General features: G+C 71.0%; 15 protein-coding genes and 1 pseudogene. 1 reads left to right on the top strand and 15 read right to left on the bottom strand.

Annotated elements, in window-relative coordinates:
* Together ALI22I_RS06175 and ALI22I_RS06180 are read right to left on the bottom strand one after the other, a co-directional pair.
* Window positions 1–495: a nucleoside deaminase gene (locus tag ALI22I_RS06175; RefSeq protein WP_077004546.1), complete on the bottom strand. Its 495-nt coding sequence runs from the start codon at window positions 493–495 to the stop codon at window positions 1–3.
* Complete coding sequence (locus ALI22I_RS06180) at window positions 492–1088, bottom strand: DsbA family oxidoreductase (protein WP_077004594.1); 597 nt, start codon at window positions 1086–1088, stop codon at window positions 492–494. Before ALI22I_RS06180 ends, ALI22I_RS06175 begins: the two co-directional genes overlap by 4 nt.
* Window positions 1089–1201: 113 nt before the next feature.
* Here ALI22I_RS06180 and ALI22I_RS06185 point away from each other — a divergent pair, with 113 nt between their 5' ends.
* Complete coding sequence (locus tag ALI22I_RS06185) at window positions 1202–1600, top strand: MerR family transcriptional regulator (RefSeq protein ID WP_077004547.1); 399 nt, start codon at window positions 1202–1204, stop codon at window positions 1598–1600.
* Between the two features lie 376 nt (window positions 1601–1976).
* Here the strand turns inward: ALI22I_RS06185 and ALI22I_RS06195 are convergent.
* The 13 genes and pseudogenes from ALI22I_RS06195 to ALI22I_RS06255 all read right to left on the bottom strand — a co-directional run.
* Window positions 1977–2439 (bottom strand): annotated as a pseudogene (locus ALI22I_RS06195) (AraC family transcriptional regulator); the annotation flags it as partial.
* Window positions 2440–2567: 128 nt separating this feature from the next.
* Entirely contained in the window at window positions 2568–3224 is a 657-nt protein-coding gene (locus ALI22I_RS06200) for a uridine kinase family protein (protein ID WP_077004548.1), read from the bottom strand.
* A 402-nt stretch (window positions 3225–3626) separates the two neighbouring features.
* Window positions 3627–4751 (bottom strand): hypothetical protein, encoded by a 1125-nt coding sequence (locus ALI22I_RS06205; RefSeq protein WP_077004549.1) that lies wholly within the window; start codon window positions 4749–4751, stop codon window positions 3627–3629.
* Window positions 4748–5416: an HAD family hydrolase gene (locus ALI22I_RS06210; RefSeq protein WP_077004550.1), complete on the bottom strand. Its 669-nt coding sequence runs from the start codon at window positions 5414–5416 to the stop codon at window positions 4748–4750. Before ALI22I_RS06210 ends, ALI22I_RS06205 begins: the two co-directional genes overlap by 4 nt.
* Window positions 5403–6602 carry an ATP-grasp domain-containing protein gene (locus tag ALI22I_RS06215; protein ID WP_077004551.1) on the bottom strand — a complete coding sequence of 400 codons (1200 nt, stop codon included), beginning with the start codon at window positions 6600–6602 and terminating at the stop codon, window positions 5403–5405. The genes ALI22I_RS06210 and ALI22I_RS06215 overlap by 14 nt, the downstream gene beginning before the upstream one ends.
* On the bottom strand, window positions 6599–8116 hold the full coding sequence (locus ALI22I_RS06220; RefSeq protein WP_274522757.1) for an AMP-binding protein: 1518 nt from the start codon (window positions 8114–8116) through the stop codon (window positions 6599–6601). Before ALI22I_RS06220 ends, ALI22I_RS06215 begins: the two co-directional genes overlap by 4 nt.
* A complete protein-coding gene (locus ALI22I_RS06225; RefSeq protein ID WP_238598147.1) occupies window positions 8113–9438 on the bottom strand; it encodes an enoyl-CoA hydratase/isomerase family protein in 1326 nt (441 codons plus the stop codon). The genes ALI22I_RS06220 and ALI22I_RS06225 overlap by 4 nt, the downstream gene beginning before the upstream one ends.
* A 26-nt stretch (window positions 9439–9464) precedes the next feature.
* Complete coding sequence (locus ALI22I_RS06230; protein ID WP_077004553.1) at window positions 9465–12338, bottom strand: non-ribosomal peptide synthetase; 2874 nt, start codon at window positions 12336–12338, stop codon at window positions 9465–9467.
* A complete protein-coding gene (locus ALI22I_RS06235; protein WP_077004554.1) occupies window positions 12328–13557 on the bottom strand; it encodes an MFS transporter in 1230 nt (409 codons plus the stop codon). The genes ALI22I_RS06230 and ALI22I_RS06235 overlap by 11 nt, the downstream gene beginning before the upstream one ends.
* Window positions 13550–17503, bottom strand: coding sequence for a non-ribosomal peptide synthetase (locus ALI22I_RS06240; protein WP_077004555.1), 3954 nt, complete (start codon window positions 17501–17503; stop codon window positions 13550–13552). The genes ALI22I_RS06235 and ALI22I_RS06240 overlap by 8 nt, the downstream gene beginning before the upstream one ends.
* Window positions 17500–18690, bottom strand: a complete 1191-nt coding sequence (locus ALI22I_RS06245) for a MupA/Atu3671 family FMN-dependent luciferase-like monooxygenase (protein WP_077004556.1) — start codon at window positions 18688–18690, stop codon at window positions 17500–17502. The genes ALI22I_RS06240 and ALI22I_RS06245 overlap by 4 nt, the downstream gene beginning before the upstream one ends.
* The gene (locus ALI22I_RS06250; RefSeq protein WP_077004557.1) at window positions 18683–22861 is read right to left on the bottom strand and encodes a type I polyketide synthase; all 4179 of its coding nucleotides are present in this window, start codon (window positions 22859–22861) and stop codon (window positions 18683–18685) included. The genes ALI22I_RS06245 and ALI22I_RS06250 overlap by 8 nt, the downstream gene beginning before the upstream one ends.
* Window positions 22858–24561, bottom strand: coding sequence for an amino acid adenylation domain-containing protein (locus ALI22I_RS06255; RefSeq protein ID WP_077004558.1), 1704 nt, complete (start codon window positions 24559–24561; stop codon window positions 22858–22860). Before ALI22I_RS06255 ends, ALI22I_RS06250 begins: the two co-directional genes overlap by 4 nt.
* Between the last annotated feature and the right edge of the window lie 157 nt (window positions 24562–24718).

Genomic DNA, 24718 nt, shown 5'->3' on the forward strand with positions numbered 1-24718 from the left:
TTACGAGCGGGTGGTGAAGTCGGAGCGGTGCAGGTCGCGGTACCGGGTGAAAGGGACCAGGCCTCGCTCCACGGCGAGGTGCTGGGCCGTCGCCGCGAGGGGCAGTCGGTCGGTTTCGTCGGCGTCGTAGCCGGCCCGGTAGTCGAAGCCCCATTCAGCGGCGGTATCGCGGTCCACGGCGAAGCGGACGACGGCGATGCCGTGAGAGGCGGCGACGCGGTAGCACAGGGCACATGGCTCTCCCGTCGCAAGCAGCGTGACGCCCTCCAGACTGGAGCGGTCGCGGGCCTGGACGGCCTTGCGTATGGCAATGATCTCTGCGTGGGCGGTGGGGTCGCCGGTCTCGCGGACGAGGTTCACGCCAGGGTCGGAAACCCAGCCGTCGTCGGCGACGAGCAGTCCGACGAAGGGAACCCCGCCAGACTCGACATGGCGGACGCTGACCTCCACGGCGTCGGCCATCAGGGTCTCGAGTCGGGTCGGGTCCGCGGTCATGCGGCGGACACTTCGTGCAGGGCTCGGCGGATCACGCCTTCGGTGGCGACGCCTTCGATACGCCGGGCGCCGATGATGATCGTGGGAACGACGGTGATGTCCATCCGCGCCGACTCGGCCAGCGCCTGCCGGTGTCGATCGGCGTACCCCTGATCGTCGAGGGCTGCGGCGTAGGCGGCCGGGTCGAGTCCGGCCTCTTCAGCCAGACGGGTCAGGATCACGCGGTCCCCGATGTCGAGGTTCTCGCGGAAGAACGCAGTCATGACGCGACGGTGGTAGACGTCGGCTCGACCCTGGTCCAGGGCGTACTGGGCGCCACGGAAGGCCAACTCGGTGTATGGCTGCGGCGAGACTGTCGGCAACCGCATCGGCACCTCGTGGCGGCGTGCCATCGGGTACACGGCACGCTGCCAGATGTCAGGTAGGTACGAGTCCTCCGGTCGAAGGGTGGGCACCGGTTGGGGACGAAGCTCGTGAGCGTGGTGGACGACCTCGACACCGGGCCGGTCGGTGATCGCGCGCTCGATCACCTCGTCGGCGATCAGGCAGAACGGACAGACGTAGTCCGACCACACATGGATCTGAGCAGTCATGGCGACCTCCGGTTCCACAAGGCACCCCTGATGGGTGCGGCCCCTGGATCGTGGAACTTCACACCGGTGTCAATTGCAAGAATGGGAGCCGGCGGACAGCATCAGGAGGTCTCATGCGCATCGGTGAGCTAGCGGATGCGAGCGGCGTCAGCACCCGGTCCCTGCGGTACTACGAGGAGCACGGGCTCATCCGCTCCGAGCGCACCCCCGGCGGGTGGCGCGACTTCGACAGCTCCATGGTCGAGCGGGTCGTCATGATCCAGCACCTGTTCGCTGCCGGCCTGTGCAGCGCCACCATCAACGAACTGCTCCCCTGTCTGGAGGCCCCACCCGAAGAGCGCACAGGCGTCATGGAGCAGTTGCTCGCCCAGGAAGTCGAGCGTCTTGAGGCCAAGCGGCGCGACATCGATCGCGAGCTCGACACCCTGCAGGCGCTCCGCAGCGAAACGGCCTTGTCCGGCGAAGTCAGGACGCCAAGTCGGCGTTCACCGCCATGGGACACCACTGAATAGGGCCAAGCGCTCAGTTGTCTGCTGCGGGTATCGAGGTTGTGCACCGCGGTGGGGCGCTCCCGGGCCTCGGGTGGTAGCTGGTCGCGGGCTTGGTGGGTCGGTGCCGGTTGTAGTGGCATCGAGGTGGAGGAAGGAAGTTCGGCGTCCTTCGCCGCCTCGCTGCGCAGCAGCACCGACGGGACGGACAGCAACTTCCGGGTCACCTTGTACAACAGGGACACGATCACCCGAGCATGTTCTCAAGCCGGCGACCCCGCTGCTCTGCCAGCGGCGATGACTTTTCGAGCGGCGCAGTCATCGAGGGTTGACCCACCCCTGGGTCAGGCATTCGAGCCGGCCGGGGTGGTGTGGGCCGGCCAGGTCGCTCGGCAGCCGGGGAGGCAGTGGTCGCGATGCGCCGGAACTCGCTTGGGTTGACGCCTCGGACCCGTTTGAACGCTGCGCTGAACCCGAATGGGTTGGAGTAACCCACGGTGCGGGCAATGTCCGCGATGGTTGCGGCCTCCTGCTCGACCAGCAGGTCTGCCGCGAGCGTCATCCGCCAGCGGGTGAGGTAGGTCAGCGGCGGTTCGCCGACCAGGTCGGCGAACCGCTTGGCCAGCGCCGAACGCGACACCCCCGGTGCGGTCCGCCAGCACCGCGACCGTCCATGGTGCCGCCGGTTCGGCGTGCAGCAGGCGCAGCGCGTCGCCGACCACCGGGTCCTGCTGGGCGGCCCACCAGGCCGGGGGCTCGCCGCCGGGTCGGTCGAACCACTCGCGCAGCGTGCAGACCAGCATCCAGTCCAGCAGCCGGTCGAGCACTACCTGCTGGCCCGGCGTGTCGACAGCGACCTCGGCGGGATCCTGGCCGCGGACCAGGTTCGTCTCGTCATCCACCCGGAGACCGTGAGTCGCTACATGTACTGACCTTCGCGACAACCTATTCAAGTGCGCCGCCCGCCCCGGGGAATTACAGAGCTGGTTGATCATTGGTCATAGCGTGCCGGAGGGGCGATGACGATCTCGGTACCGGGGTCGTGGTGGAGTTCGGTCGTGCCGGCCACGACGATCGTCGCCTTCTGCCACGGCTGTTCGCGGAGCGTGAGCGGCAGTTCCTCGGCCAGCCACTCGGCGATGTGCCGTTGCTGGGCGACGGAGTCACCGTCGCGTGCCACCAGCCGGCGTTCCTGCTCGTCCAGGTCGCCCTGCACCCAGATCGAGGCGTCGATCCACGGGGCGAACTCCTCGCGGATGATCCCGGTGCCCTCGACCCACACGACGTCCGCCCCGGCCGGGACGCGGATCGCGCCGGGTCGGTGGTGCTCGATCCAGGCCGACGGTCGGAACTCCACCGCCTCACCCCGGTGCAGGGGCCGCAGCACGTTCTCGACCATCAGGTCTCCCCAGTCGAAGAACGCGTGGTTCCAGGCGACGTCGTCGGTGTGCACGACCCCGGACGCGGGGACGATCGTTCGCAACCGTTCGACAAGGGTGGACTTCCCGGCGCCGCCGCGCCCGTCGATCGCGATGAGAAGAGGACGTCCGGTGACGCCGGGTGCTGCCTCGCGCAGTCGCCGCACGACATCGGACAGCTTCTCGACCCGCCAACCCGTGGCCTGGACCTCACCCGGGTGCAGACGCATCCACGACCTCCTCGGTTGCACGATCAGCCAACTCGGGAACAGACCCACCACCCTGACGGCCCTACCGCCCGCCCAGCAACACCGGCTCTACGCGTTGGCCTTCCTCGAACACGGGACCCGACACCTGCACATTGCCGGCATCACCGCCCATCCGACCCAGACCTCGACACCCTCAGACTGCTGCGCACCCGGATGATGGGCGGACTCCTCAACGAATACAGACACGCCGCATTGAGCTGGGCCTTTTTCCCTGCTCGCCGGGTTCGGCGTCGCGTCGATCGTGTTGTACCAGCGGCTGGGCAGCCCGTCGGTGTCCCAGGCGTAGAAGTTCAGCAGTCGCCGCATGCCTTCCGGGCCGGCGTCACAACCTGTCGTTTCGTACTAAGTCACCGGTACCGGGCCTTAACCAGCATTCTTCATCCGGTAGGTCTCGAACCGCTCCCCGATCTCGACCGCGCGGCCTTCCGCTTCGGCCAACGGCATCGACCGGCACTCATAGCCCAGTTCCGCCGTCAGCACGGCCATCGCGGACGGCTCGAAGTGGACCGTGCCGTCGGGTTGGATGGATGTGATGCCGTCCTGCACCTGTCCGCTGAGATTGATCGCCGCAGCGTCGTCCGGGGAGATGCTCTCCGGCAGTGCGGTACGGATGCGGCCGTCCACGATGGCGACGGGGTAGCCGCCGGCGAGGCCGCCCGGTCCCGGCGCGTGGACCAGCGCGTCCCTGCCGTCCGCCAGTGGTTCCAGCAGGCTCAGGGCGGACGCGGCGGTCATGGCCTGGCCGGGCATCCCACCGGTCCGGCGGTACTCCAGCGGCAGGCTCTTGAGCAGCGACGCGACGTCGAGGCGATCGGCGACGTCCGTGCCGTCGTGGGCGACCGTCAGGCCCATCCGGGCGGGGCCGGAATCGCCGGCACGGGACAGCCGGTGCGAGACGTAGTGGTGCGCCACCAGTCGGACGTCGACCTCGTGCACCGGCACGCCCAGCCGGTCCGCGGCGGCGACGCGGATGCCGGGGACGTTGTTGGCGACGTTGCCGATCCCGACGTGCGGTGATAAGCCGACCGCGTGCAGGATCGGGTGCACGGCATCCGGGTACGCGGCGTTGACCACGACGGCTCGGCTGCCGGACAGCCGCACGGCCCGCATCGCCTTGTGCACCGGGACGAGGTGCATCGGCAGCCAGGGGCCGTAGTTGGCCGCGTACAGCCGCTGGAACGCGTCCCGGGGCAACGTCGTGATCACCCACCACGACTGGAAGCTGGCCGCCAGGAACAGCACGTCCGGGTCGAACGCGGCGATGCACTCGGCGGTGCGCTCGATGTCGTGCAAGTCCGTGGTGGCGTAGTCGACCGACGCGCCATACCCGCGTTGCAGGCTGCTGAACCGGGTCAGGTTCGCCGCCCGCAGCGTCGCGTCCTCGTCCCGGCCCACCAACCGGACGTGCCGGTCGGACGGACCGTGCGCCAACTCGTGGAACACCCGGCGGCCGAGGTCCCCGGCGCCCAGCACCATCACCTTGCTCATGACAGATTCCCCCCGTGCACCAGCGCGGGCAGGACGTGCATGGACGAGAACGTCGGCACTCCCTCCCGGTGCGGCGCTTCCACCGGAACGACGTTGAACTGCAACACCCGCATACCCGCCGACAGGGCGGCGTCCACTCCGACCAGGCTGTCCTCCACCACCACGCACCGGGCGGCGGCCACGCCCCGGTCCCGCGCCGCCCACAGGAATAGCTCCGGGTCCGGCTTCCACGCGTTGACCTCGTAGGCGGAGTAGAGCCGGTCACCGAAGAAGTCCAGGATGCCGCAGTCGGCCAGCCGCTTCTCGATGATCTCGCGCGGGCTGTTGGACGCCACGCACAGCTCCACGCCCACCCGCCGCAAGGCGTCCTCCACCCCCGGCACGGGTTCCAGCGTGGCCCCGATCAGCTCCTGGCACTTGGCCCGCACGATCTGCACCGCGTCGGACGGCGGCGGGCGGTGTGCCATGTCCGCCAACAGGTCCAGGCACTCCTGAACGCGTTTGCCGGAGAACAGCGCCGTGGCCTGCTCGTGCGTCAGGTGAACGCCCATCAGCGTGCCGACGTACGCCAGAGCGCCATCCTCCGCGTCCTGGGTGTCCACCAGCACGCCGTCCAGGTCAAGGATCAGCAGGTCCACTTCGGACGTGCGCTCACTCGTAGCCAATCCAGTCCACCTCCTCGATGGCGGCGACCGCCTCCGCCAGCTGATCGTGACTGTCCACGTGCCCGGTGACGGCCGCCGCGTGGGTTCGGGTGCCCAGTCGCCAGTCGACCGGTGTGCCGGGCGGTGCCAGCACCACGACCCGGTTGACGTCACGACTGCGACGCAGCCGGGCCACGCCGTGCAGGGACCGCACCCGCTTGGCCCACAACGGCGGGATGACGAGGTAGTGGAACGCGATCGGCCCGTCGTAGCGCGGCTCCAGGTCGAAGTCGGCGCCCACGGCCGCACGGACCGCGACCGCGGCCGGGTCCGAGGTGGCCGAGCGCACCGCGAGGTCGTCCACCCACGCGCCGAGCCGGCCGTTGACCTCGATCACCCGCGGCCCGGACGTCGTGAGCTTGATCTCCACGTCCGCGATGCCGCGCCGGATGCCCAGCGCGTGCACGGCCCGGCACGCCAGGTCCTCGATGGCGCGGATCTCGTCGGGTGGCACGACGGACCGGCCGCCGTACCCGCCGCGTTCCCGGAACGGCTCGGCCACCGCGAACTTGCTCGTCACGAACACCGGTCGGACCAGGTCGCCGGTGGCCACGCAGTCCACCGCGATGTAGTCGCCCCACGGCGCGTCGGTCGGCCGGCCGACCAAGAACTCCTCCAGCAGCACGGAACCCTCGGTCACCAACGCCTCGGTCGCCCACTCCCGGCACTCGGCCGGGGTGTGCACGACGGTGGTGTTGCGACTCCCGGCCCCGAGCACCGGTTTGATGATCGCGGGCAGACCCACGTGCGCCACCGCCTCGTCGACCTGGTCGACGGAGGTCAGCGTGCGGAACCGGATGGCTTCCAGGCCCGCCTCGGCGAACCTGGCCCGCTGCCGGTCCTTGCGGGTGATGGCCTCGATGTCGGCGGCCGAGTGGTAGGGCAGGTCCAGTGCCTGCGCCAACGCGACCGTGGGCACGAGCTGCTGTTCGCTGAACGTGACGATCCCGTCCGGTCGGTGCGCCTTCAGCTCGGTGACCGCGTCGGCGGGCACCACCGGGCCGAGCAGTTCCAGCACGGGCCGCATGTCCCGGCCGTGGTCGGAGTCGGCGACGGCGAACACCGGCTCGCAGCCGATCTCCCCGGCGGCCTCGGCGATCCGGGACGGCGCCAGGCTGCCGGTGTCGTAGACCACGACGAGCTTCACCGCAGCACCTCCGTGAGCTTGGCCCGGTCGGTCTTGCCGTTGTCGTTGAGCGGCAAGACGTCCAGGTGGCTGACCCGTTCGGGCATCATGTGCAGCGGCACCTGATCGCGCAGCCACCGGTCCAGATCCGGTCCGGGGACGGGTCGGCCGGTGTACCCGGCCCACAGCCTGGTCTCGCCGGCCACGGTCACCGCGACCACACCGGCGGACACGATGTCCGGGTGCCGGAACAACGCCGCTTCGACCTCGCCCAGCTCCACCCGGTGACCCATGATCTTGACCTGGTGGTCCATCCGGCCCCGGTGCACCAGGTCCCGGCCCTCGACCCGGACCCGGTCGCCGGTCCGGTACCAGTGGTCCCGGGTCAACGGCGTGCTGCCGTCGTAGACGGCGGCGGGCGAACCTTCCTCGTAGCGCACGAACCGGCCGACGTTCTCGCGCGGGTCGAGGTAGCCGTCGAACCGCTGCGGTCCGCGCAGGCACAGTTCACCATCGTCGGCGGGAAGGCCGTCCGCACCGAGGATGACGCCCTCCGTGTTCGGGTACACCCGTCCGATGGGGACGGTCGCGCCACCGGCCCAGGCGTCGCGGTCGGCGAACGGGACCCGGTACTCGGTGCAGGTGATCGTGCACTCGGTCGGCCCGTAGACGTTGTGGAACGCGCTGTCCGGCGCGACCTCGTGCCACATGTCCGCGTCCTGCACGGTCACCGGTTCCGCGCCGAACACTCCGTGCCGCACGGTGGTCACCCGGCCGCGCGGGAGGTTGCCCACCTGCTCGGCCACCCGGATCACCGACGGCACCGAGAACCAGTGCGTGAGCCGGTTGCGGACGATGAAGTCCACCGGCCGGTACAGGTCTTCCCGGTCCGGCACCACGAGCGTCGCGCCCGCGCCCCAGCTGACGAACATGTCGAACGTGGAGGCGTCGAACGTCAGCCCGAACACCTGCGACAGCCGGGAACCGGAGTCCACCTCGTAGCGCTCGATGTTGTAGCCGATGTACGGCGCGATGCCGCGTTGCAGGATCGGCACACCTTTGGGTTGCCCGGTCGAACCGGACGTGAACAGGACGTACGCCTCACGTTCCGGGTCGTCGGGGATGTCGGGGAGCGCACCGTCGCCGACTGCGTCCAGCGGGATCACGGTGGGCCGGAACCGCTTGGGCAGGGTGGAGAACAGGTCGACCCCGGGTTCCACCAGCGCGACCTTGATCCCGGCACGCTGCGCGATGTCCAGGTTGCGGTCGCGCGGGTACTGCGGGTTCAGCGGCAGCACACCGGCCCCGACGCGCTGGATCGCCAACCATCCCGCGTACGCCCCGAAGTTCTTGGACGTGACCAGGGCGATCCTGGTCGGTGTCCCGCCGGGCAACGCGGTGATCGCGGCGGCCAGCGCGAGCGCGCGTTCCTCCAACTCGGCGTAGGTCTGTTCCTCGTCGCCGATCACCAACGCGGTCCGGTCGGGGAACTTCCGTGCCGCCGCGTCGAACCACTGGTACAGGACCTCGCTCACCGCTTCCCTCCCCCGTGCCGGGCGATCCACGTGCGTTCCAGGTTCGCGACCAGGTCCGGGCTGTGCAGCAGCCGAGCCTGTTCCAGCGCGTACCAGGCCATGTACTCGCGGAACCGCGACTCCGGCTCCTCGTAGCGGCGCAGCATCCGCCGGTTGGCCAGCACAGCGGGATCGGCCAGCGCGATCGCCGCGGCCGTAGTCCTCTCGGACAACTCGCCGGCGTCCACGACCTCGTCGCACAGCGACGCGCCCTCGGGCGTCTCCGCGTCCACCCGCCGGTCACGAAAGATCATCTGCCGGGCGAGCCGGGGGCCGGCCGCGCCGGGCAGCCTCAGGTTGGCCGCGCCCGGGATGATCCCCTCGCGCAACGCGGGCAGCGTGAAGTACGCGCCGCGCTCGGCCACCACGTGGTCGAACACCAGCAGCAGCTGCGCGCCACCGCCGATCGCGAACGTGTCCACCACCGCGATCCACGGCTTCTCCACCGGCTCCGGCAGCCAGTCGTCCCGGTCGGTGACCAGTCCGCGCAGGATCTTGTTGATGTAGCCGAGTTCCCGGCTCAGGAAGAAGTCCAGCAACGAGATCTCGCCCTGGTAGAGCCGGGTCAGGTTGATGCCCGCGCCGAACACGCGCCGCCCGGCGTAACGCGGGTGCGTCATGGCGCCACCGCGCAGCACGCCGACCTCGGTCGCGTCGTCCAGCAGCACCAGGTCGACCGCGACCTCCAGCGCGGCCACCACGATGTCGTCCTCGGCGTTGAGGAACGGCAGGTTCAGCAACGTCACCTCGGACACGCCGGCCACCCGCCGCACGGTGACCACGCCGAGGTCCACGAACCCGGTCGCGCGGAACGCGGGCAGCGCCACCATCGCCTGCGGGGTCGGCCTGCGCATCGACTCGACCAGGTGCTCACCCGCTGTCACGTCACGCAGCAGGCCCCAGAAGAAGATGCCGAGATCGACTTCGCGGCCCTCCTTGTCGGCCTGGGCGAGCACGCGTTCACGTTCCTGCTGCGCCTTGGTCGGCACCAGGCCGGGCCACAGCTCGGTGGCCTGGTCGACCAGGTCGTGCAGGCGCAGCGGCGCCCGGCCTCCGTCGGTCAGCTCGGCGTGCACCTGCCCCGCGTGCCGCTCGATGAACCTCCGGCGCACCAGACGCGCGGCGTTGGTCACGGTGTCCGCCGCGCGCCGCTGGTCCTGGTCACGCTCCGCCTTGGGCGGCAACGCGGCCAGCTCGTCCTCCACCCAGGACAGGAACGCCGTCATGGCGCCGCTGTCCTCTTCGAAGCCACGACCGAGCGCGGGCGTGTCGTCGATTCCCACTGTCGAATCCCCCAAGTGCTCCCGCGTTACCGGTGTTGCCCGGCCTTCCCCCGCGCCCGCAGCGCCTCCTGCCGTGCCCTCCCCCGTTCGGCGGCGTCCGGCGCGGTCTCCAGGGGCGCGCCGGTGATGTGTGCGGCCATCGCGCGCACGGTCGGGTGCCGGAACAGGTCGATCACGCTGATCTGCCGGTCGAACGCCACCCTCAGCTGCTCGCACAGCCGCACGAGCAGCAGCGAGTTACCGCCCGCGTCGAAGAAGTTCTCCTGCGCGCCGACCGTGCGGCCGAGGACGGCGGTCCACGCGCGGGTGATGGTCTGCTCGGCGTCGGTGAGCGGCAGTTCCTCACCGGCCTGGTCCGGTGTCTCCGCCAGCAGGCGCAGGATGCCGGCGCGGTCCGGTCGGCCGCTGGGCAGCACGGGCAGGGTGTCGACGGCCTGCACGCGTGACGGGACCGTGTAGTGCGGCAGCCGTTCGGCCAGCCAGTCACGCAGGCCGGTCGCGGACATCCCTTGTCGCACGACGGCCACCGCGTTCTCGCTGTCGAGCGCACACGCCCGCCGCACGGCCGGGTGGGTGAGCAGGGTCGACTCGACGGCGTCCAGGTCGACCCTGCCGACGCGCCGGAGCACGCGCAGGGTGCCGTCCGGTGAGCGTCGGGCGAGGTCGCCTGTGGCGAAGATCCGCCCGTCCGGGTCGAACGGGTCGGGCCGGAACCGTTCGGCGGTCTCGTCGGGCTGGTCGAGGTAGCCGTGCGCGAGATGGTGTCCGCCGATGTGCAGCTCGCCGACCGCACCGGGCGGGATCGGGCGCAACCGGTCGTCCAGCACGTACGCCCGCACCCCGGGCAGTGGCCGGCCGTTCACGAGGGCGACGGAGGTCTCTGCGGTGGCGTAGAGGTCGATGAACTCGCGGTCCGACAGGGCTTCGCGCAGTGACGCGGGCGGTTCCGCGCCGGTCGTGACGATCGTGCGCACGGAGTCCGGCAGCCGTCCGGCGACGTGCAGTTCGGCGATCGACGCCGGGGTGTCGAACAGGGCGGAGCCGGGGCCGAGCGTGCCGCCGTTGGCCAGGGGCGCCAGGATCTCGAACATCGTCGCCGCCCCGGCGAGCGACCCGGACATCGGCCACGACGTGATGTCTTTCCAGCGCAGGGAGTTCGCGAACGCCCGGTGCCCGATGACGACCGCTTGGGGGTCGTCACCAGCGGTGTGCAGCACGAACGCCGCATCAGCCGGCGCCACGGCGGACGTGACCTCGCGGGCGGGCCACGGCTCCAGCCGCAGCACGGGCATCGGCGACGACGCGAACACCGGCTCGGCCCGTTCGTCGGCCAGCACGACCGCCAGGTCGTACTCCTCCGCCATGGCCCGCAACAGGTGCGCGGGCAACGCCGGGTCCAGCGGCACGCACACCCCACCCGCCGTCAACACACCGAGCACGACGGCGGGCAGCGCGGCGGACTTCGCCACACACACCCCGACCCGCGCCTCCGGCTTCACGCCGAACTCGCTCAGCCGCCCGGCGACACCGGCCACGACCTCGGCCAACTCGCGGTAGGTCCACCGCTGGTCGGCGTCCACCGCTATCGCGTCCGGCCGTTCCGCGACCTGTTGCGCGAACAGCTCGTGCACACATCGCTCCAGCGGCGCGTCCAAGACCGTCCGCTGGTCGACACCGGCCGCCCGCAGCTCCGACACCCGGAGGTCGGGGTTCTCCCCCACGTGCCGGAGCACGACCTCCAGCCGCTCCAGCATCGAGTCGACAGTGGACTCCTCGAACAAGTCCTGCCGGTAGTCGAACACCGCCTCCAACCCCTGTGCGGTCTCGACCAGCCCGATGCTCAGCTCGACCTTCATGCTGTCCAGCCGCATGTCCCGCCGGGTGAACGCGGCCTCGCCGACGACCTGCGGCGCGGCCTCCAGGTCGTGGCTGAACATCACCTGGAACAGCGGGTGGTAGCTGGGGTCGCGCACCACGGCGAGCTTCGCCAGCACGTCCTCCAGCGGCAGGTCCGGGTGCTCGTGCGCGTCCAGCACATCGTTGCGCACGCGGCGCAGCACGTCGGTGAACGTGGGGTCGTCGCCGAGTTCGGTGCGCAGCACCACCGGCTTGACCAGGTACCCGATGAGCCCCGTGTGCGCTGAGCTGTCCCGTCCGGACAACGCCATGCCCATCAGCACGTCGTCGTTGCCGTAGTGGGCCAGCACGACGTCACAGGCGGCCTTGAGCGCCATGTACGTCGTGGCCCGCCCGCGCCGCCCGACCTGCCGGATGCGGTCCAGCACGTCGGCCGGGATCAGCCGGGTGCGGCGGGCCGCCCGGTGGTCGGTGGCCATCGGCCGCGGCCCGGTGGTGGGCAGGTCGATGACGACCGGGGCGCCCGCCAGCCGACGGGTCCAGTAGTCGCGGTCGTCACCGGCGGGCGGCAGTTCGCCGAACCGCACCGGCAGGTCCGGCAGCGCCTCACCGCCGTACAGCGCGACCAGCTCGGCCATGAACACGCCCAGCGACAGGCCGTCGATGGCGATGTGGTGGACGTTCACCACGAGCCGGTGCCGGTTCGGCCCCAGTCGCAGCAACAGGACCCGGAACGGCGGCGCGGCGGCCAGGTCGAACGGCTCCTGCCCGAACCGGTGCCCGGTCTCCTCGTCGCCGTCCACCGCGGACAGCTCGATCGGCACGACCGGTTCGACCACGTGAGCGCCGTCCTCGACGCGGGACCGCAACGGCTCGTGCCGCCGGATGATCCCGGTCAGGCACCGGCCGAGCAGCCCGACGTCCAGCGGGCCGTCGATGTCGACCGCGAACGGGTGGTTGAAGAACGGGTCGCCCGGTCGGATGCGCGACAGCGTCCAGAGCCGCTGCGCGGCGGGCGACAAGGGGAACCGGTCAGAGCTCACTGGTCGCCTCCACGCGGGTCGCTCGGCGGACGGGGATCGCGAACACCAGGGCGCACACCAGCAACGCCAGGCCCGCGTAGACGATGGAGTCGGCGATGCCCGGCCACGACGCGGTCAGCCCGCCCAGGGCCACCCCGACGACCATGCTGGTGATCATCACCGAGTTGAGCAGCCCGACGCCGCGACCGCGCAGCACCTCGGGCAGGTCGCGCAGCACGGTGTTCGCGATCGGCACCTGGAACAGGCTGGACCCGAGCCCGGCCAGCAGGCACCAGACGACCACCGACGTGAACCCGAGCTGGCCGCGCAGCCATTCCGTGGGCGCGAGCGCCGCCAGCGACAGCCCGAACAACGCCACCGTGACCAGCAGCAGCCCGCGCACCGGATATTTGCGGACCATCATCGGTCCCAGCAGCGCGCCGAGCACCGCGCCGCCGCCGAACAACGCGTGCGCGAGCCCGTACTCGGCGGGCGGCAGGCCGAACACGGTCAGCAGCTGGGCGTTGAAGTTGGTGGTGAACAGGCCGAGCACGATCATCATGGGCACCAGGAACGCGAACAGGAACCGCAGCGTCGGCACCCGCAGCACCTCACGCAGCCCTTCGCGCAGCGCGGCCCAGTACCGCTGAGGCTCCCCAGCCGAAACAGGCACCTTCTTCAGCACGCCCATGCTGCCCAGCAGCACCGCCGAGACCGCGAACGTAGCCGCGTTGATCACCAGCACGGCGGGCACGCTGCCCAGCGCGATCAGCAGGCCGCCCAGCGCCGGGCCGACCAGGTTGAGGGTGTGGTTGGTGCTCTGGAACAGCGCCACCGCCGACGGGATGCTGTGGTTGCCCACGATCGCCGGGATGGCGGCGATCCGCGCGGTCTCGAAGAACGTCTTGCCCAGACCTTCCAGGAAGATCAGCGTCAGCAGCAGCCAGGACGAGCCCAGAGCCGGGATCATGGCCAGCACGATCACCACCCGGGCCAGGTCGGACCCCACCAGCAGCACCCGCTTGGGCAGCCGGTCGGTGAGCGGACCGGCGAACACGCCCAGCACGCCGGTCGGCAGCAGCTGCGCGATGATCACCAGCGCGATCAGCGCGGCGGGCGCGTCGGTGAGCGTCGCGGCGACGTAGATCAACGTGATCCGGGCCATCGCGTCACCGAGGAACGACGCCACCACCGCGAACCAGTAGCGGATGTAGGTGCTGTCCTTGAGCAGTTCAAGCATTCGAGGCCACCTCGTGCAGCAGTGCCGTCAACGACTCCACCAGCGGTGGCCGGATCATGGTGTAGTGGTTTCCGGGCGCCTCGCGCACGTCCAGGTGTGTGGCCAGTGAATGCCAGGTGCGGAACGGTTCGCGCGACTCGTCGGCCGCGTGGATCAGGGTCACCTTGCCGCGCAGAGGCCCGGGCCGGTAGGCCCACAGCAGCCGCAGGTTCGCCACCCACAGCTCCAGCACGGTCCGCATCTGCTCGCGGCCCGCGTCCGGCGGCAGGTAGTCGCCCGCGCGGGCCACCGCGAGCAGGTAGTCCAGGTGCTCTTCGTCGCTCATGGCCCGCAGGTCGTCGAGCGTGCGCCTGCCGTCGAGGTAGTCCCATTGCAGGTTGGCCGCCACGGCTTCGACGATCTCCGCGCGGTCGGGTTCGGGGCCGTCCTCCAGGTCGGGCGGGTGCGACTCGATCAGCACGACCGACACCTCTTCGCCCTGTTCCTCCAGCACCCGGCCGATCTCGTAGGCGTTCGAGCCGCCGTAGCACCAGCCGGCCAGCGTGTACGGCCCGGTGGGCTGCACCTCTCGGACCAGGTCGGCGTAGGCGCGGGCACGTTCCTCGAAGGTCGCGAACGGCGACCGGCCGTCCACCGGCGGCGGTGACGCCAGCGCGTACAGCGGCCGCTCGGCCGGCTCCAGAAGCTTGGTGAACGGCATGTAGCAGACCACCTCACTGCCCGCCGGGTGGGCGAAGAACAGCGGCGGCACGTCGGGCTCACCGGCCCGCAACTCGATCAGGTGCGCCCGGACTTCCTCGTGGTAACCCTCGCGCAGCATCCGCGCGAACCGCTCCACGGTGGCGCCCTGGAAGATCGCGGCCATCGGCAGCACCTGCTCGAACCGGCGCTCGATCTCCGCGATCAGCCGTAGCACCAGCAGCGAGTGGCCGCCCAGGTCGAAGAACCGGTCGTGCAGGCCGATCGGCCCGGTGCCCAGCACCTCCTCCCAGACCCGCGTCACCTCCAGCTCCACCGGATCACGCGGCGCCACGTAGTCCTCGCGCCGTTCGGCGGACGGCTTGGGCAACGCACGCCGGTCCACCTTGCCGCTGGTCGTCAGCGGGAACCGCGCCACCGGGACGACGGCGGACGGCACCATGTAGTCCGGCAGCGACTCGCGCACGAGCGCGCGCAACTCCTGCGTCCGCAGCTCCGGGTTGTCCGTCTCCACGTACCCGACCAGCCGCCGGTCACCCGGCCGGTCCTCGCGCACGACGGCGACCGCGCGCCGCACGTCCGGGTGGTCGGCCAGCCGTGCCTCGACCTCGCCCAGCTCGATCCGGTAGCCGCGCAGCTTCACCTGGCCGTCGTCGCGGCCCAGGAACACCAGGCTGCCGTCGGCCCGCTGGCGGACCCGGTCGCCGGTGCGGTAGAGCCGGGCGCCGGGCCGGCCGGACAGGTGGTCGGGCACGAACCGCTCAGCCGTGCCCGCCGGCCGGTTGCGGTAGCCGCGGGCCACGCCCGCGCCGCCCAGGTACAGCTCGCCCGGCACGCCCACCGGCACCGGCGCGAACCGCTCGTCCAGCACGTACGACTGCGTGTTGGCCAGTGGTGTGCCGATCGAGATCACGCCCTCCGCCAACCGCCAGGCGGTGGACCAGATGGTGGTCTCGGTGGGCCCGTAGACGTTCCAGGTGCGTCCGACGGCAAGGTGGTCGGCCAGCGCGCGCGGCAACGCCTCGCCGCCGACGATCGCCCGCAGCGTCTCGTCGTGCCGCCAGCCGGCCTCCACGAGCAGGTGCCAGGTGGCGGGTGTGGCCTGCATGACGGTCGCGCCGACGTCGCTCAGCAGCTCGGCGAGCGCCCGGCCGTCCTGTGCGTGCTCCTTGGTCACCACCGCGCACCGGGCGCCGGTCGCCAGCGGTCCGAACAGCTCCAGACCCGCGATGTCGAACGACACCGACGTGACGGCGGCGAGCACGTCGTCCGGGCCGAACCCGACCTCGTCGGCCATGGCGAGCAGCAGGTTCACCACGCCGCGGTGCGGTACTTCGACGCCCTTGGGCCGCCCGGTGGAGCCGGACGTGTAGATCACGTAGGCCAGCCGCTCGCTGTCGGGGTCCGGTGCCCGGTAGTCGGCGGTCCCGGCGGGCAGTTCGGTGAGCACGAGCAGCGCGCCCGCATCCTCGATCATCTCCGCCCGGCGGCGTTCCGGGTGGTCCGGGTCCAGCGGCAGGTAGGCCGCGCCGGACATCAGCACGCCCAGCAGCACCACCACCAGATCGCACGACCTGGGCAGGCACACCGCCACCACCGCGCCCGGTGCCGCGCCCCGCTGTTGGAGCACGCCCGCGACCCGTTCGGCCTCGACCACCAGTTCCCGGTAGGTCAGGCCGCGGTCACCGCAGGTCAGGGCCACCGCACTGGGGGTGCGGGCGGCCTGCCGGCGCACCAGCGCGTCGACGGTGAGGTCGGGCTCGCGGTCGACGTCGGTCCGGTTCCACTCCACGAGCTGCCGTCGTGCCTGGTCGGCGTCCACCAGGGACAGCTCGCCGATCGGCCGACCGGGTTCGGCCACGGCCTGCTCCAACAGCCGGGTCAGCTGCCCGGCCATCCGCACGATGGTGGCCTCGTCGAACAGGTCGGTGTTGTACTCCAGCAGCCCGAGGAACGCGTCACCGCCCAACGCCTCGTCATCGAAGAAGCCGAGCGTGACGTCGTCCTTGGCGGTGTGGTTGTCCAGCAGCAGCGATTCCTGGGTCAGGCCGGGCAGCTCGCCGCGCTGCTCGTGGTGGAAGTCCACGAAGATGAACGTGGTCTGGTAGATCGGGTTGCGGCTGGGATCGCGGTCCACGTCCAGCTCGTCCAGCAGCACGCCGAACGGGATGTCGTTGTAGTCGAACGCGCCGTACATCGTGGCGCGGGCGGACTTGACCAGCTCGCGGAACCCCTGCTCCGGTTCGACTCGCACGCGCAGCGGCAGCATGGTGAGGAAGTAGCCGATCAGCGGCTCGGTCTCCGGGCGGCTGCGGGTGGAGGACGTGGTGGCCACGATGATGTCGCGCTGCCCGGTGAGCCGGTGCAGCAGCAGCTGCCACGCCGCCAGCAGCGCCACGTTGACCGTGACCGACTCGCGGCGGGCGAAGTCGCGGATGGCGGCGGTGAGCGCGCTGGTGAGCCGGAACTGGTGGCGCGCACCGTTGAACGTCTGCACGGGCGGGCGCGGCCGGTCAGTAGGCAGCTCCAGCACCAGTTCCGCGCCTTCGAGGTGCTCCTTCCAGTACGGCAGGTGACGCTTGGCCACCTCGTCCTCGATCCACCGCGGCTGCCACTCGGCGTAGTCGCCGTAGCTGATGGGCAGTTCGGGCAGCTTCGGGGCACGTCCGGTAGTGAACGCGGTGTAGTACTCGACCAGCTCGTCGGCGAAGATGCCCAGTGACGCCCGGTCCCACACCAGGTGGTCGATCGTGCCGACCATCAAGTGGTCGCGCTCGCCGACGCGGTAGAGCGTGACCCGGAACAACGGTCCGGCCGCGATGTCGAACGGCACCCGGATCTCTTCCTCGGCCAGCCGCAGCGCCTCCCGCTCGTCGGGCACGTGGACGTGGCGGATCGGGACGTCCATGGTGTCGTGCACCACGGCGACCGGCCGGTTGTCCGCCAGCTCGTAGGTGGTGCGCAACGACTCGTGCCGCCGGACGAACGCCGTGATCGACCGCTGCAACGCGGGCGCGTCCAGCTCGCCGCGCAGGCGGGTGGCGAAAAAAATGTTGTACGCCGGGTCGGTCGGGTCGAACTGGTGGATCAGCCAGATCCGTTCCTGGTCCAGCGTGAGGCGGTGGGTCCGGCCCGGGGCACGCCGGGCAATCCCTTGTGGCACGGCCGGTGCACGGCGCATGCGTTGGTCGAGCAACGCGCGCTGCGCCGGGGTGAGCTTGGCCAGCCGGTCCGACAGCTCGGTCACGGTCGGGCTCCTCGGTAGCGGTCCTTGAGCTCGGTCAGCTGCCGCAGCCCGGCGAGCACGGTCTCCGGTTCGAGGCCGAAGTCGACCAGGCACGCGGCCTCGTCCACGCCCAGGTCGACCAGGTCCTCCACCAGTGACTCGCCTTTGTCCGGCGTGCCCAGCAGCGCCAGGCTCTCGAAGTAGCGGTCGAAGGTCGCGGCCAGCATCGCCTCGCGGCCGGCGTCGTCGAGCTCGTTGTACTGGCTGTCGAAATTGCCCTGCTGGGCCAGGAAGGTCCGCAGGTAGCCGATAAGCGGTTCGCGGACCTGCTCGCGCACCTCGTCCTCGTCCGCACCGAGGAACGTGTGCACCATCGCGGTGACCCGGCCGTCGCTGTGCCCGGCCTCCTTCAACGCCTCGCGGTACGCGGTGATCTTGTCCCGCAGGTCGGCGGGGCGTTGTGCGACCAGGCCGGTCAGCACGTTGGCGCCGATCTCACCGGCCCGGACGAAGGTGTCGACGCTGCCCTGCGAGGAGATCCACAGCGGCAGCCGGGACTGGCGCGGCCGGGGCAGAGTGCGCACCGGAACACCGTCCACGTCGACCGTTTCCCCGGCCCACAGCCGTTGCACGAGCTCGATCGCGTCGAACATGTCGTCCTTGCGGGCGGCGTACCGCGCCCTGCCGCCGGGAGCGATCACGAAGTCGTCGGGGTGCCAGCCGGACGCGCATGCGATCGCCACCCGTCCGCCGGACAGGTTGTCCACGACCGACCACTCCTCGGCCAGCCGCACCGGGTGGTGCAGCGGCACGGCGACGCTGCCCGCGCGGATCTGGATGCGCTCGGTGCGCACCGCGATGGCGGCGGCCAGCACGGACGGGTTCGGGTACAGGCCGCCGAAGTCCACGAAGTGCCGTTCGGGCACCCAGATCGCGGAGTAGCCGTTGCGGTCGGCGTACTCGGCGCTGTCCAGCAGCAGCCGGTAGTTGTCCGGCCGCTGCACCGACCCGTCACCGGAGAAGAAGAACAGGCTGAAGTCCATGGTGCTGGACCCGCGCCGGGTGCGCCGGGGCGGTTTCGGTGTCGGCCTCGCGGTCGGTGCTTTGACGTCCCGCTCCCGCATCGCGCGTTCCAGCGCCTCGCGCCGGGTCGGGCTCAATGAGGACAGCCGCTGCTGCAACTGCCGGAGGCGTTGTTCGTCAGACATCCCCGTCACCCTTCAGCCGGGCCTCGACCTCGTCCGGGGACAGGTTCTCGATCTCCCGCAGCAGCGCGTCGAACTCGTCAAGGCCGATCGACTCCACCTGGTGCGCCCGGATCGCGGCGGCCAGGCCGGTCACCGTCGGCGCCTCGAAGATCGCGCTCATCGGCAGGTCGCCGTGCAGCGAGCGGAGTCGGGACACGATCTGGATGGCGAACAGCGAGTTGCCGCCCAGCTCGTAGAAATCGTCGTCCGGGTCGATCCGGGCCACGCCGAGCGTCTCCTGCCAGACCGTCGCCACGCCGCGTGCGACCTCGTCGTCCGGCCAGACCTGTGCCGGGTCCCAGTCGGCGTCCGCGCCGGTGCCGTCGTTCAGCGAGGCCATGAAGGCGGACGCGGTCAGCCCGTCCTTGGCCGCCAACGTCTCCTGGAAGTCCACTGTGGACACGATCAGCCGGTGGTGGCCGCCGGCCAGCGCGGCACGGGCGATCGCGACACCTTCGACGGCCGTGATGCCCTCGGCCACGCGCTGTCGGCGGAACCGTTCGCGCACGTCCGGCAGGTCGGCCATGTGCTGTTCGAGCCAGTCGTCCCAGGACCACTGCGCCCAGTCGATCACCAACCGGCCGCGGGCGGGCGCGAAGGCGTCCAGGAAGGCAGCCGACGCGCAGTTCTCCACCTGCCCGAAGCCGCCCAGGACGCCGGTGGTGGAGCCGCACAGCAGCACGAAGTCCACGTCCGGCAGCAGTTCGTCCAGCAGCAACGTGGACGCCACGTGCGCGGACAGCACTTTCTCGGCCTGCTCACGGGTCTTGAGGGCGATGAGTCCCGAGCCCCTGGTGTCCGCAGCGTGCACGACTCCGCGCACGTCGTGCTGCCGGGCCACGTCGGCGATGTGCTCGGGTTCGGCGGTGACCACCTTCGCGCCGGCCTTCGTCATGTCCTCCACGAACGCCCGGCCGAGTTCGCTGTCCGAGCCCGTCACCAGGTAGGTCGCGCCTTCCTGCCACGGTTGGGCCTCCGGCAGCTCGACCGGGGCGTACGACCTGGTCCAGCGCCTGCCGTCGCGATAGGCGACCTGGTCTTCGCTCTGGTCGGCGGAGAGTTCGGTGAGCAGTTGATCGACCAGCCGTCGCCGGTCGTCATCGTCCAGGGGCAGGGTCACGTCCACGCAGTGGCACGACACGTGCGCGTACTCCTGCGCGATCACGGTCGCCGCGCCGAGCGCGGTCGCGCGTTCGGGCAGGACGACCGGGCCGATGTCCTGGAGGTCGTTGGTCAGCACGTCGATCCGGACCGGGTCCGAGCCGAGGCTCCGCACCACGTCCAGCAGGCTGTGGAACCCGTCGTCCTGGCTCGTGCGGTACCGCGTCGCCGCGTCGGCTTGGTGGTCTTGTCGGATGCTGCGCGCGTGCACCACGCGGTCGTGCCGCGCGTCCGGCACGTCACCGCCCGGCGGCACCACCGTCACCTCCCCCGGCAGTTCTGCGGCGAGCGCGTCCGCCACACCGAGATCATCGGCGAGCACGAGCCACTTGGCGGGTTCGAGCGAGGCGCGTTTCGGCGGCGACGGTAGCCACACGGGAGCCGACACCCACCGCTCCGGTGCCCGACGGCTCGCCTTCGCAACCGGCGTGACCAGGTGTTCACGTCGTTCGAAGGGGTAGGTCGGCAGCGGGACGCGCAACCGGCGTTCGCCCGCGTACAGGGCCGCCCAGTCCACTTTGCCGCCGTGCTCCCAGACCGACGCGACGGCCTCCAGCGCCGTCCGCGCCTCCGGCTCGCCGCGCCGCAGCGTGACGGCCGTGGCGGGACGCGCGGCGTTCGCCCGCGCCAGTCCACTGAGGACAGCACCCGGTCCGACCTCGACCAGCACGGCGTCACCGCGGGCCAGGATCGTGCTCAAGCCGTCCGCGAACCTGACCGGCTGCCGGGTGTGCGACACCCAGTACTCCGGGTCGACGGCCTGCTCGTCGGTGATCCAGGTCCCGGTCAAGTTCGACACGAACGGCAGCCGCGGCTTGGCCAGGACGGCTCTGCGCAGCGCACTGGCCAGGTCCGGCAGGACCGGGTCGACCATGGCGGTGTGGAAGGCGTGCGACGTCGGCACGTCCTTGACCACCAAGCCCTTGCCGGTCAACAGCTCGCGTGCCTCGGCGATCGCGTCCTCGGTGCCCGCGACCACGCACGAGCCCGGCGCATTGACCGTCGCGACCGTCACCAGACCGGCCAACTCGGCGTCGGCGGCGGCCTCGTCCAGCGGCACGGCGAGCATCCGGCCGGGCGGCAGCTCCTGCATCAGCACCGCCCGCGTCGCCACCACGCGCAGCGCGTCGGGCAACTCGAACACCCCGGCCAGGCACGCGGCGACGAGTTCGCCCAGGCTGTGCCCGATCATGGCGTCCGGCCGCACGCCCCACGATCCCAGCAGCTTGGCCATCGCGTAGTCGACGCTGAACACGGTGGGCTGAGTGCGCAGCGTGGACCGCAGGTCGTCACCGCGGAACGCGACCTCGCGCACATCCCAGCCCAGGTGCGGGCGCAGCAGCGCGGCACACTCGTCCAGCGCGTCGCGGAACACCGGCTCGTCCCGGTACAGCTCCTCGCCCATGCCGGTGTACTGGCTGCCCTGGCCGGGCAGCAGGAACACGACCGAGGGCTCGCCGGCTTCGGTCCGCAGCGGACGGGTCAGCGCACGCAGGGCGGTGTCCCGACCGTCCGCGACCACCGCGCGCCGATGGCTGAACGCCACTCGCCCCACTTGGAGCGTGTACGCGGCGTCGGCCAGGTTCACGTCACCGGCCAGGTGGTCCGCCAGCCGCCGGGACGCCTCGTCCAGAGCGGTCGTGGTGCGTGCGGAGACCGGCAACACCTGCCACCGCCGCCTGGGCGGGTCGGCTCGCGGCACGGGCGCGGCCTGCACCACCACGTGCGCGTTCGTGCCGCCGATACCGAACGAGCTGATCCCGGCGCACGGCGGGTGCGCGGCCTCGGGCCACGGCACGGGTTCGGCGTTGACCCGGAACGGCACCGCGTCGAGCTCGGGGTTCGGCCGCCGGAAGTGCGCGGTGGGCGGCACAACCCGGTGTTCCAAGGCCAACGCGACCTTGATCAGCCCGGTCACGCCCGCCGCCGCGTCCAGGTGACCGACGTTGCCCTTGACCGAGCCGAGCAGCCCCGGTTCGGCCCGTGATCCGAACACCTCGGCCAGCGCCCGGGCCTCGATCGGGTCACCCAGCGGTGTCGCGGTGCCGTGCGCCTCGATGTACTGGATCATGCCCGGCTCGACGCCCGCCACGGCCAGCGCCTCACCGATCGCGGCCACCTGCCCGGTCGTGGACGGCGCGGTGAAGCCGATCTTGTTCGAGCCGTCGTTGTTCACCGCCGAGCCCAGCACCACGGCGTGGATGTGGTCACCGTCGCGCACCGCGTCGGCCAGCCGCTTGAGCACCACCACACCGACGCCGTCACCGGACGCGGTACCGGTGGCGTCCGCGTCGAACGGGCGGCAGCGGCCGTCCGTGGAGTGGATGCCGCCCTCCTCGTGCAGGTGCCCGCGCGGCCCGAGCAGCCGGATCGCCGCGCCGCCCGCCACCGCCAAGTCGCACTCCAGCGTCAGCAGGCTCTGGCACGCCAGGTGCACCGCGACCAGCGACGACGAGCACGCGGTCTGCACCGTCATGCTGGGCCCGGACAGGTTGAGCTTGTAGGACACCCGGGTCGCGGCCATGCTCGGATCGTTGCCGATCCGGACCTGCATCGGGTGCGCGAAATCGTTGTCCGCCAGGCGTTCCGCCAGGTAGGTGGCGGCGGAGATGCCCGCGAACACGCCGGTGCGGTCCGTCGGTGACGGGTGTCCGGCGCGTTCCAGCGCCTCCCAGGCGCATTCCAGCAGCAGCCGCTGCTGCGGGTCGGTGACGTCGGCCTCGGTCCGGGTGAGGCCGAAGAACTCGGCGTCGAACAGGCCGAAGTCGGCCAGCGTGTGGGCGCTGTGGACGTAGGACGAGTCGTCGACCAGGTCTTGGGGAACGCCGGCGGCGAGCAGTTCCTCAGCGGTGTACCGGCTGACGCCGTCCTCGCCCGCGACCAGCATCGACCAGAACCGGTCGAGGTCCGGCGCTCCGGGGAAGCGCCCGCTCATCCCGATGACGGCGACGCCGTCGAGGTCGTCGTTCATGACCGGCGCTCCAGGGCCTTGGCGCACAACCGGATGGTCGGCTCGTCCAGCAGCAGCCGCAGTGACGCGTCCACCCCGAGCCGTTCCCGCATGGTCGCGGCGACCTGGGTGGCCAGCAGTGACTGGCCGCCCAGGTCGAAGAAATCGTCGTCCAGGCCGATCTCGTCCACCCACAGCGCCTCGGCCCAGATGGCCGCGATCGCCTGCTCCAGCGGGGTGCCGGGCGCGGTGAACGGTTCGGCCAGGTCGGGACGCGCGTTGTCCGGGTCGGGCAGCGCCTGCCGGTCGACCTTTCCGTTGGGCGTCAACGGGAACCGGTCCAGCCGCACGAACGCGGCGGGCACCATGTACTCGGGCAGCGTGTGCTTGAGGTGGTCGCGCAGGTCCGGCGCGGTTTCGCCGACCCAGTAGGCGATCAGCCGCCGGTCGCCGGACGGGTCGGGCGCGGCGGTGACCACCGCGTCCTTCACGCCGGTGTGGCCGCGCAACGCGGCTTCCACCTCCCCGAGCTCGATCCGGTGACCCCGGATCTTGACCTGGTGGTCGAGCCGCCCGGTGTAGCGCAGGTCGTCCCCGACCGCGCGGGCGGTGTCGCCGGAGCGGTAGACCCGCATACCGGGCCGGGCGGGGTCGGGCAGGTAGCGTTCGGCGGTGAGCCTCGGCTGACCGAGGTAACCGCGCGTCACCCCGGAGCCGCCGACGTGGATCTCACCGTCCACCAGGGTGATCGACTGCCCGGGCAGCGCGCCGCCGATCATGCTGCCGGGCGCGGTGTCCACGTCGGCGGCGGTGACCACCCGGAACGTCGAGTGCACCGTCGTCTCGGTGATGCCGTACATGTTGACCAGCAACGGTGTCCGGTCGCCGTGCCGGTCGAACCACGGCCGCAGCGACCCGAACTTCAACTCTTCGCCCGCGAAGACGACCACCCGCAGGTTCAGGCCCGTGGTGTCGAGGTCCACGAGTTGGCCGAACGCCGACGGGGTCTGGTTGAGCACGGTGACCTGGTGTTCCCGCAGCAGGTCGCGGAACTCCTCAGGTGACCGCTTGACCCGGTCCGGGACGACGATCAGCGTGCCGCCGTGCAGGAGCGCACCCCACATTTCCCAGACCGAGACGTCGAACGCGGCGGAGGCGAACATCGTCCAGACGTCGTTCGGCCCGAACTCGAACAGGTCGCGGGTAGCGGTGAGCAGCCCGATCACGTTGCGGTGCTCGACCATCACGCCCTTCGGCCGTCCGGTCGAACCACTGGTGTACATGATGTAGGCGAGGCTGTCCGGCGCTAACCCGTCGACGGCGGGCGGCGTGTCCGGCCCGTCGTGGACATCGGGGTCGACGGTGTGCTCGACATGCAGTTCCACCGTGCCGTCGCTGATCAGCACGGTCGCGCCCGCGTCGGCGATCATCGCGGCGAGCCGCTCGGCCGGGTGCGCGGGGTCCAGCGGCAGGTAGCAGCCGCCCGCCTTGAGGGTCGCGAGCAGGGCCGTCACCAGGTGGGTCGACCGCCGCACACACACCGCGACCGGTGTCTCCGGTCCCACGCCAAGCCCGCGCAGGCGGTGGGCCAGCCGATTCGCGCGCCGGTCCAGTTCCCGATAGGTGAGCCGATCCGTGCCGCAAACCACGGCGACGGCGTGGCCACGCAGTCCCACCTGCCGCTCGAACCACCGGTGGATGCAGTCGCTGTCGACGGACAAGGTGCGTCCTTTCTGCGCCTGAAGCGCCGGGCCGTGGTCGACGCCACGAAAAGATCGGCCGGAGTCCGGGCATCGGTCCGCCACCCGTGCCCGATCCACGCCACGAATTCGAGGTGCGCGCGAAATAGCCCCAGAATGCGCACTGAATAAGTCTCAC

Source organism: Saccharothrix sp. ALI-22-I, from assembly GCF_001984175.1.
GTDB lineage: Bacteria > Actinomycetota > Actinomycetes > Mycobacteriales > Pseudonocardiaceae > Actinosynnema.

Excerpts from the sequence above, each read along its gene's own strand:
- ALI22I_RS06180 (WP_077004594.1), bottom strand. The coding sequence starts at position 1,088 with ATGACTGCTCAGATCCATGTGTGGTCGGACTACGTCTGTCCGTTCTGC.
- ALI22I_RS06205 (WP_077004549.1), bottom strand. The coding sequence starts at position 4,751 with ATGAGCAAGGTGATGGTGCTGGGCGCCGGGGACCTCGGCCGCCGGGTG.
- ALI22I_RS06185 (WP_077004547.1), top strand. The coding sequence starts at position 1,202 with ATGCGCATCGGTGAGCTAGCGGATGCGAGCGGCGTCAGCACCCGGTCC.
- ALI22I_RS06235 (WP_077004554.1), bottom strand. The coding sequence starts at position 13,557 with ATGCTTGAACTGCTCAAGGACAGCACCTACATCCGCTACTGGTTCGCG.
- ALI22I_RS06250 (WP_077004557.1), bottom strand. The coding sequence starts at position 22,861 with ATGAACGACGACCTCGACGGCGTCGCCGTCATCGGGATGAGCGGGCGC.
- ALI22I_RS06200 (WP_077004548.1), bottom strand. The coding sequence starts at position 3,224 with ATGCGTCTGCACCCGGGTGAGGTCCAGGCCACGGGTTGGCGGGTCGAG.
- ALI22I_RS06175 (WP_077004546.1), bottom strand. The coding sequence starts at position 495 with ATGACCGCGGACCCGACCCGACTCGAGACCCTGATGGCCGACGCCGTG.
- ALI22I_RS06245 (WP_077004556.1), bottom strand. The coding sequence starts at position 18,690 with ATGTCTGACGAACAACGCCTCCGGCAGTTGCAGCAGCGGCTGTCCTCA.